Here is a 13,650-nt window from a genome sequence, read left to right as displayed (position 1 = left end):
GCGCGAATGGAAACCGTGCCGATAGTGCAATGGCATAAGCTGGCTTGACTGTGAGACGTAAATGTCAAACAGATGCGAAAGCAGAACATAGTGATCCGACGGTACGTGTTAGACGCGGCCGGAGCTCAACTGATAAAAGCTACTCTAGGGATAACAGGCTAGTTCCGCCTAAGAGTCCAAATCGACGGCGGAGTTCGGCACCTCGATAAACATGCCGAATGTCGAGGAAAAAAATCAGCTCATAACGGAGAAAGCCATATGTGAAGTTCACGGGTGTATCAGAGATTGATATACTAATACATATGGTCAACACCGTGGGAAGTTGTGAAAGTAAATATTGGAATATATCGTGGCGTTCCTTTAAAAAGGGAATGTCGCTCACTCCTTTGCAAAGATCTTTTATTATAGGATCGATGCTTGGAGATGGAACAATGAGGATAGGCAAGGGAGCGATCAATGCAAATTTCAAGGTTGATCACTGTCTTGCACAACAAGAGTATGTAAGATGGAAATACGAGATCCTAAAAGATTTCGTACCGACTGAACCACGACTGAGTTACCGAACTACGAAAGACGGAGTTCGGTATAAAAAATCATGGTGGTTTAGAACCATACGACATCCTATTCTTACAGAAATCTACCGAGAGTTTTACACAACCGATACGTATCGGTGCGGGAGAAAAATTGTTCCAGAAAATATTGTTGACTTGCTTGATCCACTCGCGATAGCGGTGTGGATTATGGACGACGGTTCGTACAATAAAGACAAGATCGACATAAGCACGTATTCCTTTACTTTACGAGAGATTGAAATTCTGAAAGAAGCAATGCATAAGAAGTTTTGCATCAAGATGTCTTATTATAATGATAGAGATATCGGATACAGGATGTATTGTAGTAAGTCAGAGACTCAAAAACTTGTAAACCTAATCTACCCTTATATCGTGTCATCAATGCGATATAAGATAGGACTTTCATTGACCCCGTAACGACTGGATCCGAGCACTATTTTTGTAAAAAAGGTGCGAGGTGAAGATGGCATTCTATTGTGTTTGCCATAACACGCTGGTGTCTTGGAGGTGATCCAAAGACAAAGGTATAGTCTACCCCCCTAGTAATAGGGGAATGAAGAAGTGGTCGGCTCAACATATCCTGGGGCTGGAGAAAACATACCTTCTCTCCCGTGTGGAAACGCACGGGTAACGTTGCTTGCCCTTTAAAAGCAACAACACATCTCGATGGCGAGATGTGGAAACAAGCTCAATACGGTGAAGGCTTATTCATGAGACCTTGCGGAGTTTCCCGCAGGTCCCAGGTGCGATATAATTGCACACATGAAGGCTAACGCCGTGGGAAAGATATATGATGAAGTCGATCGTGCGTATCTCGCGGGTCTTATTGACGGCGATGGGGCTATTATGGCCACCATTGAGCGTCATTGCGAGAAAAAGTTCGGTTGGAGAGTTCGGGTGGAAGTGAAGATCACACAGAAAGAAGCAGTTATATTGCGATTTCTGTGTCGGAAGTATCGGGTAGGCAAAGTGAGAGCGAATCGCACAACATTTGATTGGGTGATCCGCGATCAATCGCATATCCGCATGGTACTTGGTCTTATTTCTCCGTATTCTTTGGCTAAGAAAAGGCAGATACAGATAGCGTTGAAGATTCTCAGTATTCGTATTGAGAAGAAAGCGCATTTGGTCTCTGTCGCACGGTTGGCAGATGCATTGTCTCGACATAATGTCCGATCGAAAGATCGGCGAAAGAATTATGCGACAATGATCGAATTATAGATCTCCCCTAACGACTGATCGTTCTGCAATCGGCAGAATGTGAGATATGCGCATGTCCGCCACTGTGGCGGAGGAGCGGTATCACACGGCTTGCACCTACTTCCTCCTTGGCGACAGGGAACGAAACGGTGATGGAATAGTCTGATACTCGTGGTAACGCGAGATAAACAAATAACTGAGGTCCCAAGGGTTTGGCTGTTCGCCAATTAAAATGTTACGTGAGCTGGGTTCAGACCGTGAAGGAGTTGACCGTTTTTATACGGCGCGACTCTTCCACAGTCTGAATCCCAGGAAGAAGACATCAAATATTTTCGTTTTTGAAAAAGAAGGAAGGAGAGAATCATATCACGGCGGTCGCTTGCAGTAATGCAAGATGATCAAGTTAACTTATATCGGTGGAACCCTTATGAAAGGGCAATACCGAGGGAAGAGTATGAGTCTAGTGAAGAGGAGAAATCCTCAAGTATCTTGATGTGGACGTTCGTCCAACCATCACAACAAATCATCGCCAATGCTGACGATGAGGAAGTGGTGTACGATCCACATCAAGATGGGGCAAGGAAATTTTCTTGCCTCCTCTTCACTAGATTTATATTCACCCGTAGAGACTAAACGTTAACACTCCACAATATGTGGAATAAGTTATAGTCCAATGCACCTAGTAATGGGTGAGAACATGCGTGAGACAGGTTGGTCTCCTATCTGCTGCAGGCGTTGATTTTTGAGGAGATTTGACTTTAGTAAAATTTGCTACTTCACGGAGAAATCTGTGATGACAACATGGCTAATAACGGTGGAATCTTATACACTTCTGGTTCGTTGATAGCCACCATCGCACCGGTCCAAGGCGTGGTGGTACAATAGCTCTATGAGCTTGAGGACCAGAAACAAGGTAAGACAATACCGTGGGAAGTCGATCTAACAAAATAGACTTAGCGTATATCGCTGGGTTTCTTGATGGAGATGGAAGTCTTATGCTTCAAATAAAGAAGCGTAAGGACGGCAAGGCGAAAGTTCGCTTCATGGCCACAATCTGTTTCTATCAAGATACTCGGCATGAGAAAGAATTGCATTGGATCCAGGAAGTTTTTGGCATCGGCTATTTTTCCAAAAGGAACGATGGCATGTCCGAATTACGGATCAATGGGTATGAGTCGGTGAGAGATATTATCACATCGCTCATACCCTATATAAAGTTCAAACGGCACCAGGCCAAGGCACTTTATGTAGCAACAAACATTCTTTCCAAAACAAAATATGCGAAATTAAGTCGGAAACAGCTCGAAGTTTTGGTCAATTGCATCTTGGAAATACAGAGTGAAAACTATGTAACCAGGAGAAAAAAGACAAAGCAAGAGCTGCATACATTGTTAGGTTTGACCCCGTAACGACTGAGTGGAGACCCGCATTGTCTGCGGAGGTACACGAGACTTACATATTTCCGGAAGGCCTACGCGATAGCGCGGAAGCAGGGATATGTCTGTAATACGCCATCCCCTCACTCGCCGTATTGGCGAGAAGGGTGAAGATATAGTCTGCGCTCCTAGTGATAGGGGAATGAAGCGACGAGAGGACCGAGTTGAACTGACCTCTGGTCTACCTGCTGTCACGCCCGTGGCAACGCAGGGTAGCTATGTCGGGAAGGGATAACTTCTGAAAGCATCTAAGAAGGAAACCCACTCCAAGATCAGAAATCATTATGAGGCCCGTAGAAGACTACTACGTTGATAGGTTCTAAGTGTACGCACAGCGATGTGTTGAGCTGAGGAATACTAATTCGCCCATTCTTATTAGGAAAATTTGTAAATCACAATTATTGCTGGTTTCTTCGAAATATAGAAAATACCTTTCACACGCAGAACAATTGAAGATTTTAGTCTGGTGGTATGTCGCAGGGGTCACACCTGGTCTCATTCCGCACCCAGAAGTTAAGCCCTGTCGAGGCGATGATACCTCTCCGGAGGGAAAGTAGCTAGCCGCCAGGCTAAAGCAGTCAATTGTTCTCAGCAGAAATACCGCTCCCAAAGGGGCGTTTTGTTCGTTGTCTTAGAGGGAGATGTGTGGGAAAATAGAAGGGTAATTTAACGTATTCAATGAACACTACACACTACACACATCACGAATCGCCTGCGCTTGGCCACGAAATGCGGCCAGTCATGCCTTCTTTTGGCAAACTCCTCGAACGCACCTGGAATTTCTTCACCGAACATTCAAAGATCCTCGCTCTCATTGGTCTGCCGGTTTTCATTGCTTCTGTGCTCAGTTTCTTGCCATTCATGGCGAATAAGGCGATCCCAGATCTTCTCCCTGCCGTTTCTGCTTTGAATGGTGCCGTTGGTCTAGTGCTAAAGCTGGTGTATGTTGCTTTGAGCTTGTTGTGGCCGCTCGCGCTGGTCCGTACGATCGTCTCGCATAGGCATGCCAAGAGCATCACTATGGAATCGGCTTACGAGCCTGGCTGGGAACTACTCGGGCAATATGCGATCGCACTTATTCTCACGACGCTCATCTCTTGCCTCGCTTCACTCATTTTCGTCATTCCAGGTATTTATTTGCAAGTCGCCTTTTCATTCGTCCTCTTCGTGTTGGTGGCGGAAGGGAAGCGAGGTGCACAGGTACTCACTACGAGTTGGTATCGAGTGAAGGGCTATTGGTGGCCGGTATTTGGCCGATTGGTGGGCTTCGGTATCATTGTCGTCGCTGTGTTGGCGATTCTTTCCGCAGTTCTCGCGCCACTCGTCTCACTCCTCTTTGCGTTCGCGCATATTTCTGTGAATCTCTACCATCTCGGAAACTTGGTTGGTCAGGCGGTCCAAATGTTTGTGGTAATGCCACTCTTTTATATCTTCCTTTCCGAGCTGTATTATTCGCTCCACTCGATCAATGGCAAGGAATTAAGTATCTCTGAACACCGAAATTCCGTAAATATCCTTGCAGGCATTGCGCTTGTTGGCGTTCTCGCGGCGGTCTTTTGGGCGTACTTTTTTACCGCAGTATTGGCACCCGTACTTTCAAAGCCACACATGTATCGTGGTGGTATGATGGGCAATTACGAATATCGAAACGAATTACACATCCGTCCTTACTAGCTATCTATTACCCCTTCGCCAATGTTGTCCTGGAGCGCCAAACGAAAAACTCTCTACACTCTGGCTTTCGTGGCGGCTGTATTGCTGTTCATTGCCGCCCCTACCACTTACATACTGTATCGTCCGCCGACTTGTACCGACGGTAAGATGAATCAGGCCGAACAAGGTGTTGACTGTGGTGGGCCATGCGTGAATCTCTGTCAAGAGAAGGAGCTTGACCCCATCGTACTCTGGCAACGTTCATTCGAGGTTGGTCCTGGGGCCTACAATGTTATTGCGTATGTGCAGAACCCGAACCTCGGTTCCGCCGCTATCCAAGTCCCATATATCTTCCGGCTATACAACTCCGAACATGTGCTGATTAGCGAACGTACTGGCAAGGTGAATTTGCCGCCCAATAAGTCGCTCCCAGTGTTTGAGGCAAACGTACCATCTGGCAAGCAGATTCCTGCGCGGGTATCTTTCGAATTCCGCACGAAGCCATACTGGGTTCGCCAGCAAAGCGTCTTTCCGGATGTGCGGATAAACAACATTGTGCTTTCACGCGAAGATTCTAGGCCACTACTCAATGCTGAGGTTACAAACAAAGAGCTTATCGCCTATGATCGTGTACCCGTCGTGGCCATTCTGTACGATGTTGATGGTAACGCGGTAGCGGCCTCTCGTACGATTTTAGACTCGCTCGAAGGTCAATCTAGCCAACCTGTCGTCTTTACTTGGCCGAAGCCGTTCGGTGTGCAGATCTCTGAAAAGGAAATTGTACCTATCTTGATGCAGGCCGATCGGTAAGATGTTACCGGTATGACAGAACAGGTGAGGAAAATCGCAGAAGAAGGAATGAAAGGAATTGATTGGATCCTCTTTCTTGCCCTTATTCCCATTCTCGCTGCTGGTCTAGTGACGATGAATTCATTCACGGGCAACGAGGTCTTCTTCGATCGGCAGCTTATCTGGATCGGACTTTCAGTTGTGGTGTTCTTTTCCTTTAGTTTTGTCGATTTTCGTTTTCTGCGCCGTACCGGTGTGGTGGTGTTGATCTATGGCCTCGCCGCCTTTCTCCTGCTCATTCTTTTTACTCTTGGACATACCGCCAAAGGCGCAGAGAGCTGGTTCAGTCTCGGATATTTTGCAATCCAGCCTTCAGATCCTGCCAAGTTGGCGTTGGTTATTTTATTGGCAAAATATTTCAGCCGTAGACATGTCGAGATTGCATATTTCAAACATATTTTTATTTCTGGTTTCTACGCGCTTGTCCTGTTTTTGTTGATATTGGTGGAGCCAGACTTCGGAAGCTCGATGATCATCTTCTGTATCTGGCTCGGCATGGTGCTGGTGTCGGGTATTTCGAAGAAACATTTACTTACCGTATTTGCCGTCGGACTGGTGGCATTTTCTGGTCTGTGGTTCTATGCGTTTAAGCCGTATCAAAAGGCCCGCATTATGAACTTCATTCATCCATTGACGAACATTTCTGGTAGTGGATACAATGCATACCAATCAACGATCGCCATTGGGTCTGGAGGTTTGTTGGGTAAGGGGGTGGGATATGGCACGCAATCTCGCCTGCACTTCTTGCCGGAACATCAAACAGACTTCATCTTTGCGGCCTTTGCGGAGGAGTGGGGGTTTGTCGGGGTTCTCATCCTGTTCTTCCTGTTTGGCGTGGTGATTTGGCGCATTCTACTGAATGCTATGCATGGCGTGTCGAATTTCGAGATCTTGTACGGAACAGGCTTGGCGATCTATATCATGGCACACCTGCTGATCAATGTGGGAATGAATATGGGTATTTTGCCAGTGACGGGTCTAGTGGCACCTTTTATGAGCTATGGTGGTTCGCATTTGCTCACGGAGTTTGCTGGTCTCGGTATCTTAATGGGGATGCGTCGCTATCGTCGTGCTGCCCACAAAGAGCTGATGAAAAACGAATTTTTAGGGATCTAGTCGTGACCTCTCATCTAGGTCTGTCTAGGAGAGGTAGATTTTTTCAGTTTTTTCAATCATTCGCTGGACAGAGAAATCTTCAGCAATCTTTTGTTGTAGGGCTTTGCCGAGCGCATTTCGCTTTGCCGTGTCGGCGAGAAGAATAGAAATGGCCTCGGATAATTCTTTTTTGTTGCCAGACCGGACGAGGATGCCGGTCTCTAGCTGGTCGATGATCTCGGAAATACCACCGACTTTCGAGGCGATCACTGGTAGGTGTGCGTCGCCCGCCTCAAGGAGGACGTATGGCAAGGCCTCGGTTGTTGAGGTGAGGGTAAAAATATCGAGGGCACTGAGATATTCTGCCGCATTTGGGATGTTGCCGAGGAGCAGCGCGACGCGTTCGAGTCCGCTATTTTTGATAATCGCCTCGAGCGCGTCGCGCTGCCCGCCCTCACCGATAATCACCACGACAAAGTGGGGAATTCCAACATGATTTTTCAGCTGTGCGACAGTGTGCAGCAGATGCGTGAGTCCCTTGTTTGGGTGGAGCTCAGAAATGGTCCCGATCCAAATCGTCTTGTCACGACTTCGCTCGGTTGCCACTTCGTGCAGCCGTTCGCTCGCAGTCTTTAGGCTGGGAAACCGCTCACAGAGCAGTCGCCGTGCTTCGGTCTTGCTGTATCGGACGATTGGGCTGAGGCCGTTATGGATCACTTCGACACGGCCGGCGATGAGAGGGAGGTACGAGATATCGTCAGCTGTTTTCTGTGATACGGCGATCGTCTTTGTGCAGAGGAGTACGGTCACCCAATGGAGAAAGAGGATGGCGGTACGGCTTAGTCGAGGTCGTTCTTCGTTGAAGGCCCAGCCATGAGCAGTGAAAATGATCTTTTTCACGCCAGCAACACGACAAGCGAGCGCCCCAAGGCCGCCGATTTTCGAACTATTTAAATGCACAACATCTGGCTTCTCCAGACGGATCATTTTTACGAGGTCAAAAAAAGTTCGCACTTCTTTTACCAGGCTGATATCGCGTTGCAGGAAGGGGAGGCTGATTGTCCGCACACTTCGTGCTTCGAGTGCTGTTTTGAGGGGGCCGTTGCCACCCAAACCGACCAACACGTCATACTTGGTTGAGTAGTGGCTGGCTAGGTCGAAGACGTACCGCTGAGCGCCACCCCAACTCGACTTGGTGATCAAAAACAAGATTTTGAGCCGTTTTTGGGCTGTTTCCGACATATGCCTCTATTTTACCCTAAATCTTCATTTTTTGCCCGTTTTGGGGTATGATGCCCCTATGCGAATTTCATCAAAAATAGGGCGTATTTTGCTCTTTCTGGGCGATATTGTCGTCCTTTTCGTGTCTTTGGCACTTGCTTTAGCAATCCGGTATCAGGGTATACCGGATGCTATTGTCTGGATCCCTCACGCCCAGGCATTTGGCCTCTTAATGATTGTCTGGCTTGCCGTCTTCTATATCGGTGGGATGTATGAAAAACAGACCATCAATATTCGTCGTTCGGCGCCTCTGATCATTCTCAATACACAGATTGTGAACAGTATCATCAGTGTGCTATTTTTCTATTTCATTCCGTACTTCGGGATTACGCCAAAAACGAATCTATTTATTTACCTCGGTATCTCGCTCGCCCTGCTGCTTTTGTGGCGGGTATATGGCTACGGTTTTTTCCAAACCAAGAAGCGACGTGAGGCAGTATTGGTGGCGAGCAGCAAAGATGCGCATGAGTTGTATCAAGAAGTGAACGGCAACCCTCGTTACGGTATCGTATTTACCGAAATGATTGACCTGAACGGCGTGAATCCGCGTACTCTTGAAGATCGCCTTGCGCCGTATGTTGCGGGAGGGAAGGTGATTGTTTTGGAGATGGCGCATCCGCTCGCCGAAGGTATTTTGCCACGTGTATATGAGTCGGTATTTACCGGCGTGTCGTGTATCGATATTAGTTCGGTATATGAAGATGTGTTTGACCGGATCCCAGTGTCTTCGCTCACACATGAGTGGTTTGTACAGTATGCCTCGATGAGAAAGGCTGGGTATGATGCCGTAAAGCGCTTGATGGATGTAGTGATGTCACTGATACTCGGTCTCGTCTCTCTCGTGTTATACCCATTCGTGTATCTTGCGGTCTTACTCGATGATCATGGTCCACTTTTCATTACCCAAGGTCGCATTGGTCAGGGTGGTAAAATGATCAAGATTCACAAATTCCGCACGATGACTGGGGACGATGGTGGGGATGAGGGGCGACAGAAAGACAATCATCTCACTCGCATCGGTTCCTTCCTTCGTCGCACCCGCATCGACGAGCTCCCACAGCTCTGGAATGTGCTCATGGGCGATATGTCGATGATCGGCCCTCGACCGGAGCTGCCTCCATATGTCGTGTTGTATGAAAAAGAGATTCCGTACTATCGTGTCCGTCACCTGATCAAACCAGGTCTTTCCGGCTGGGCCCAGATGTATCACAAAAACCCGCCAAAGGGCGCCGTGGACACCAATGAAACCGCGAACAAATTGTCGTATGACCTCTATTACATCAAACACCGCTCATTGTGGCTTGATATACAGATTGCTCTGAAGACACTCAAGATTTTTGCCTCCCGCAGTGGCCGGTAAGTTGCTTTTGGCCTGCTTTGGCATATAATGCGCCGTATGACAAAACACCGATCGATCGCCGTCATTTTGCTGGCTCTGAGCATTTTGGGCGGATATTTCATTTATTCATCAGAGGTAAAAAAGAGCGACTTTGCATTTAAGCTTGGCTTGGACCTCAGTGGCGGTACACACTTGGTGTACAAGGCCGATACGTCGGACATCGCTGATGGCGATGTGCAGGCAAGCATGTCTTCGTTGCGAGATGTGATCGAGCGCCGCGTGAATTTGTTCGGCGTGTCGGAGCCTGTGGTGCAGGTAGAGGAAGGTGGGGTAGTGGGCGGTGGTGGACACAAGCTGATCGTGGAGCTTCCTGGTGTCACCGATGTGAACAAGGCCGTGGCCCTCATTGGGAAGACTCCTGTCTTGGAGTTTAAGTTGGTCAATGAAGCGGCACTCACTGATTTGCAGGCTCAGATACAGGCGCTTGGACCAGATGGTAAGCCGATCGATATTTCGACCGCTCCAGCAAGCAAGGGTGAGCCTTTCATCAGTACCGGTCTCACTGGACGTCTATTGGATCGGGCTGAGCTTGAATTTGATCAGCGTACCGGCGAGCCACAGGTGAGTGTACAGTTTAATACTGAGGGCAGCGAGCTCTTTGCAAAGATCACCAAGGAAAATGTCGGCAAGCGCATCGCGATCTTCCTCGATGGCACCGTTATTTCGAGTCCTGTGGTGCGAGAAGAGATCTCCGGCGGCAAAGCGCAGATTTCCGGTGGGAGTATGACATCGAAAGAAGCGCAGTCTATTGTGCGCGATTTGAATTACGGCGCGTTGCCAGTACCGATCACTCTCGAGGGTACGCAGAAGATCGGTGCTTCGCTTGGTGCTTCAGCGCTTCACGCGAGCGTACAGTCGGGTATTTGGGCCTTTGCTTTCATTGCTTTGTTCCTGATCCTTTGGTACCGATTGCCAGGCCTGCTCGCTTCGGTGTCGTTGGCGATCTACGTGGTGATCATGTTGCTGTTGTTTCAGGCGATTCCGGTAGTGCTCACTTCTGCTGGGTTGGCCGGATTCATCTTGTCTGTGGGTATGGCGGTGGATGCGAACATTCTCATCTTCGAGCGCATGAAGGAGGAATTCAAGCGCGGGCGAGACATTCATTCAGGCATCTTCGAAGGTTTCGCCCGCGCTTGGTTCTCCATCCGCGACGGCAATCTCTCGAGCCTCATCACCGCGGCTATTCTCTTCTGGCTTTCGAGCACGCCGCTCGTGAAGGGCTTCGCCCTCATCTTCGGCCTCGGCGTGCTCGTCAGCATGTTTACCGCGATCACGGTGTCCAGAACCTTCCTGTTGGCAGTCGCACCAAAGTCGCACGGCAAGGTCTCGACCTTCTTATTCAATAACGGATTCAAAAACTAACATGTTCGTCGTACTTTACCGAAAATGGTTCTATGCAGTATCGGCGCTCCTCGTAGTCGCCTCGCTTGCCTCAGTGGCCGTGTGGGGTCTACAGTACGGGATTGATTTTGCTGGCGGCTCGCTCATCGAATTGGAATATGCGAGCGCGCGACCAACAGTCGAGATGGTGCAGAAACAGATTGCAGCTACTGATGTCGGTGCTTTCTCAGCTCGAGAATCCGGCGACAAAGGTTTTATTATCCGTACCAAGCACCTCACTCAGGAGCAGCATGATGCTGTTATCAGCGCTCTTTCAAAGGATGCCGCAGGGAAGGTGACCGGCGCTGATGAGAAGCGGTTTGACTCTGTCGGCCCACTCCTTGGCCAGGAGGCCGCTCGCAAGGCACTCGTTTCCCTCGCTTTGGTGATCCTCGCAATCGTACTTTTCATCACCTACGCGTTCCGCCAGGTGTCTGAGCCGGTGTCTTCTTGGAAGTACGGCCTCATCGCGATCATCGCGCTTGTGCACGATGTCATCATCCCGACTGGCGCCTTCGCTATCCTCGGCCACTTCCAAGGCTTTGAGATCGATACGCTCTTTATCACCGCTTTGCTCGTGATCCTTGGCTTCTCGATCCACGACACCATTGTGGTGTTCGACCGTGTGCGTGAAAATCTCAAACACCGATCTTCTGGCGAGGCTTTTGAGCACATCGTGGGGAAGAGTATCAGTCAAACTTTCGTGCGCTCGATTAACACTTCGATGACCGTGCTCATCTCGCTTGTGATCATGTATTTTGTTGGCAGCGAAGCCACTCGGCACTTCGTGGTGGCGCTGCTTGTTGGTATCACGGCAGGTACGTATTCATCGATTTTCCTAGGTTCGCCGTTGCTCGTGACCTTCCAGAAGTTGCAGGAGAAGAAAAGCAGATAGCCCCAGATACGAAAAAAGCACCATTTCTCAGAGCACGCCGTAAATCCTTGCTAGGATTTCGGCTCCTCTCGGCACCGTCCGTGCCTGCGAGAGGCTCCTCGAAAGTGGTGCTTTTTTCGTATCTGGGGCTAGTAGCTTGACAAGACACCAGTTATTTGTTATATAGGTAAGAGCTGCTCTTCAACAACGAAGGCGGTCGTACTGCGTCAATTCCCTAATACTTATACAGGGTTGGCCTTTACCAACGCAAAAACCACAAACAAACGAAAGGTAGGATAGGAACATGAAGGAAAGTCTCAAGTTGACAAGCGCCGCCCTCGACGTATTCACAGACGCGGGTGGCGTAGAACGTTTCGTCCTGCGAGGAGTGCTCGGGCTTGAAGGCCTGGACGTCTTGCGGACCGACAAGTATCAGCGCGAGGTGCTCTCTCGCTCCAAGATCAATGCACTCGCCAGGGCCCTTGAGTCCTCGAGTGTTCCGGACATTGAGATCGGCATGCGAGGCGAGAAGCATCGTGTGCACAGTGCCAATCAGCCCGATGAGGCCTGGTATATGCAGGACGACCTCTTCATCATTGATGGTCTCCAGCGAGTCACTGCTGCCAAGCAGCTTCGTCTGCAGAAGCCTGACCTCAAGTTCCGGCTCGGAGCCGCGATCCACTTCAACACCAACTTTGACTGGGAGCGGGCGCGTTTCCGTAACCTCAATCTGGAGCGAGCGAAGATCTCGACAAATCTCGTCCTTCGCAACCTCGAGACTGATCAGCCCGCGATCGAGATGTTCATCAAGTTGTGCAAAGATCAGGGGTTCGTCCTCGTCGATCGCGTTCAGTGGAATCAGCGTCAAGCCAGGAGCGAACTGATCTCCGCCCTGACCCTCTGCAAAGTGACAGGCATCCTCCACTCTCGTTTCGGCCCTGGCCGAGGCAATCAGTGCGAGGAGTTGGCCGCGTCTCTCACCAAGACCATGGGGGTCGTCGGCCGCACGACGATGCGGGACAACGTAAAGACGTTCTTCGAGCTCATCGACGAGTGCTACGGCGTGCGCCGGATCACTTTCGCCGACGGAGCCACGTTCTTGAAGACGACGTTTCTCGTCACCCTCGCCGATGTTCTCACTCACCACAAGGACTTCTGGCGCGGTAGCCGTCTCTTCGTCGAGAAAGACCTCCGGGTCAAGCTCTCGAAGTTCCCGATCATGTCCGACCCTCAAGTGATTCAGCTCGCCAGCTCGGGCGGGGCATCCGGACAGATCCTGTTCCAAATCCTCGTCAATCACATCAATAGCGGTAAGCGCAGTAAGCGGCTCACCCTTGATGTCACCGGCAATGAGTTCATGCCGCTCCAACTGGGAAAGGATGCCCCTAAGGAGACCGCCTCGACCGAAGCGGTAGCGGCTTAATCCCCGCAAGCCGTAGTCTCACAACCCTCTCCGCGCCTCGTGCGGAGAGGGTTCTTTTTTTATTGGGAAAAGCCAATAATTCGATTAATTATGGCCTGGTGCAAAAGAAAGGGGCGAATAGCCCCTTTTTGCTTGACTCCTTATAAGGCCTATGTATAATAGTCCCTACGCCTCTAAAAGGGCGTTGTTATTTGAAAATCAAATTGAAGTAAAGAACGTAGATGCATTGCTTCTTCGGAAGCGGTGCAAATATGTGCAAGTCAAAGTATATTCTTTTGACAATGATTCAAGTTTTTCCTGTTTTATTAAAAACAGTAAGTATATAGGATTTACCTTTTTGAAAAGCACAAAAAGGGACAAGTAAAGAGAGGACAAAGCATTTTTTGTTTTGTTCCGTTCGGTTCAAAATGGCGCAAGCCATTTTGAATTAATTACAAGAGTTTGATCCTAGCTCAGGATGAACGCTGGCGGCGTGGATAAGGCATGCA

10 protein-coding genes, 2 rRNA genes and 1 other annotated feature are annotated in these 13,650 nt (G+C 49.2%); of the genes, 11 read left to right on the top strand and 1 reads right to left on the bottom strand.

All coding sequences use genetic code 11. The annotated features are described in order from the left end of the window. The 7 genes from AAB391_04225 to rodA all read left to right on the top strand — a co-directional run. Positions 1–241, top strand: a 23S ribosomal RNA gene (locus AAB391_04225); the annotation flags it as partial. Positions 242–1,334: 1,093 nt separating this feature from the next. Then, positions 1,335–1,793, top strand: coding sequence for an LAGLIDADG family homing endonuclease (locus AAB391_04220; GenBank protein ID MEK7645490.1), 459 nt, complete (start codon positions 1,335–1,337; stop codon positions 1,791–1,793). 905 nt (positions 1,794–2,698) lie between these two features. Then, entirely contained in the window at positions 2,699–3,181 is a 483-nt protein-coding gene (locus AAB391_04215; GenBank protein ID MEK7645489.1) for an LAGLIDADG family homing endonuclease, read from the top strand. Between the two features lie 159 nt (positions 3,182–3,340). Further along, positions 3,341–3,577 (top strand) — a sequence feature (23S ribosomal RNA rRNA prediction is too short). Positions 3,578–3,670: 93 nt separating this feature from the next. Beyond that, positions 3,671–3,778: ribosomal RNA gene (gene rrf / locus AAB391_04210) — 5S ribosomal RNA — on the top strand. Positions 3,779–3,886: 108 nt separating this feature from the next. Next, positions 3,887–4,882 carry a hypothetical protein gene (locus AAB391_04205; GenBank protein MEK7645488.1) on the top strand — a complete coding sequence of 332 codons (996 nt, stop codon included), beginning with the start codon at positions 3,887–3,889 and terminating at the stop codon, positions 4,880–4,882. A gap of 21 nt (positions 4,883–4,903) precedes the next feature. Then, on the top strand, positions 4,904–5,671 hold the full coding sequence (locus AAB391_04200; protein MEK7645487.1) for a hypothetical protein: 768 nt from the start codon (positions 4,904–4,906) through the stop codon (positions 5,669–5,671). Between the two features lie 48 nt (positions 5,672–5,719). After that, positions 5,720–6,826 carry a rod shape-determining protein RodA gene (gene rodA, locus AAB391_04195; protein MEK7645486.1) on the top strand — a complete coding sequence of 369 codons (1,107 nt, stop codon included), beginning with the start codon at positions 5,720–5,722 and terminating at the stop codon, positions 6,824–6,826. Between the two features lie 24 nt (positions 6,827–6,850). Here the strand turns inward: rodA and AAB391_04190 are convergent, their stop codons facing one another. After that, a complete protein-coding gene (locus AAB391_04190) occupies positions 6,851–8,047 on the bottom strand; it encodes a glycosyltransferase (protein ID MEK7645485.1) in 1,197 nt (398 codons plus the stop codon). A gap of 58 nt (positions 8,048–8,105) precedes the next feature. Between AAB391_04190 and AAB391_04185 the strand changes: the two genes are divergently transcribed. The 4 genes from AAB391_04185 (at position 8,106) to AAB391_04170 (ending at position 13,162) form a co-directional block, all read left to right on the top strand. Next, the gene (locus tag AAB391_04185) at positions 8,106–9,446 is read left to right on the top strand and encodes an exopolysaccharide biosynthesis polyprenyl glycosylphosphotransferase (GenBank protein MEK7645484.1); all 1,341 of its coding nucleotides are present in this window, start codon (positions 8,106–8,108) and stop codon (positions 9,444–9,446) included. Between the two features lie 36 nt (positions 9,447–9,482). After that, positions 9,483–10,847: a protein translocase subunit SecD gene (gene secD / locus AAB391_04180; protein ID MEK7645483.1), complete on the top strand. Its 1,365-nt coding sequence runs from the start codon at positions 9,483–9,485 to the stop codon at positions 10,845–10,847. Position 10,848: 1 nt separating this feature from the next. Beyond that, entirely contained in the window at positions 10,849–11,760 is a 912-nt protein-coding gene (gene secF / locus AAB391_04175) for a protein translocase subunit SecF (protein ID MEK7645482.1), read from the top strand. A 283-nt stretch (positions 11,761–12,043) separates the two neighbouring features. Then, positions 12,044–13,162 (top strand): hypothetical protein, encoded by a 1,119-nt coding sequence (locus AAB391_04170; GenBank protein MEK7645481.1) that lies wholly within the window; start codon positions 12,044–12,046, stop codon positions 13,160–13,162. The last annotated feature ends 488 nt before the right edge of the window (positions 13,163–13,650 follow it).

The sequence above is a fragment of the Patescibacteria group bacterium genome (assembly GCA_038065315.1).
In the GTDB taxonomy this organism is placed as follows: domain Bacteria; phylum Patescibacteriota; class Minisyncoccia; order Phycocordibacterales; family JBBTRF01; genus JBBTRF01.
The sequence above is the reverse complement of the archived record's forward strand: the minus strand, read 5'-3'. Positions and strand labels throughout refer to the sequence as shown.

Bases quoted from the DNA above. Each gene is read 5' to 3' on its own strand.
- AAB391_04220 (MEK7645490.1), top strand. From the start codon at position 1,335: ATGAAGGCTAACGCCGTGGGAAAGATATATGATGAAGTCGATCGTGCG.
- AAB391_04205 (MEK7645488.1), top strand. From the start codon at position 3,887: ATGAACACTACACACTACACACATCACGAATCGCCTGCGCTTGGCCAC.
- AAB391_04200 (MEK7645487.1), top strand. From the start codon at position 4,904: ATGTTGTCCTGGAGCGCCAAACGAAAAACTCTCTACACTCTGGCTTTC.
- rodA (MEK7645486.1), top strand. From the start codon at position 5,720: ATGAAAGGAATTGATTGGATCCTCTTTCTTGCCCTTATTCCCATTCTC.
- AAB391_04190 (MEK7645485.1), bottom strand. From the start codon at position 8,047: ATGTCGGAAACAGCCCAAAAACGGCTCAAAATCTTGTTTTTGATCACC.
- AAB391_04185 (MEK7645484.1), top strand. From the start codon at position 8,106: ATGCGAATTTCATCAAAAATAGGGCGTATTTTGCTCTTTCTGGGCGAT.
- secD (MEK7645483.1), top strand. From the start codon at position 9,483: ATGACAAAACACCGATCGATCGCCGTCATTTTGCTGGCTCTGAGCATT.
- secF (MEK7645482.1), top strand. From the start codon at position 10,849: ATGTTCGTCGTACTTTACCGAAAATGGTTCTATGCAGTATCGGCGCTC.
- AAB391_04170 (MEK7645481.1), top strand. From the start codon at position 12,044: ATGAAGGAAAGTCTCAAGTTGACAAGCGCCGCCCTCGACGTATTCACA.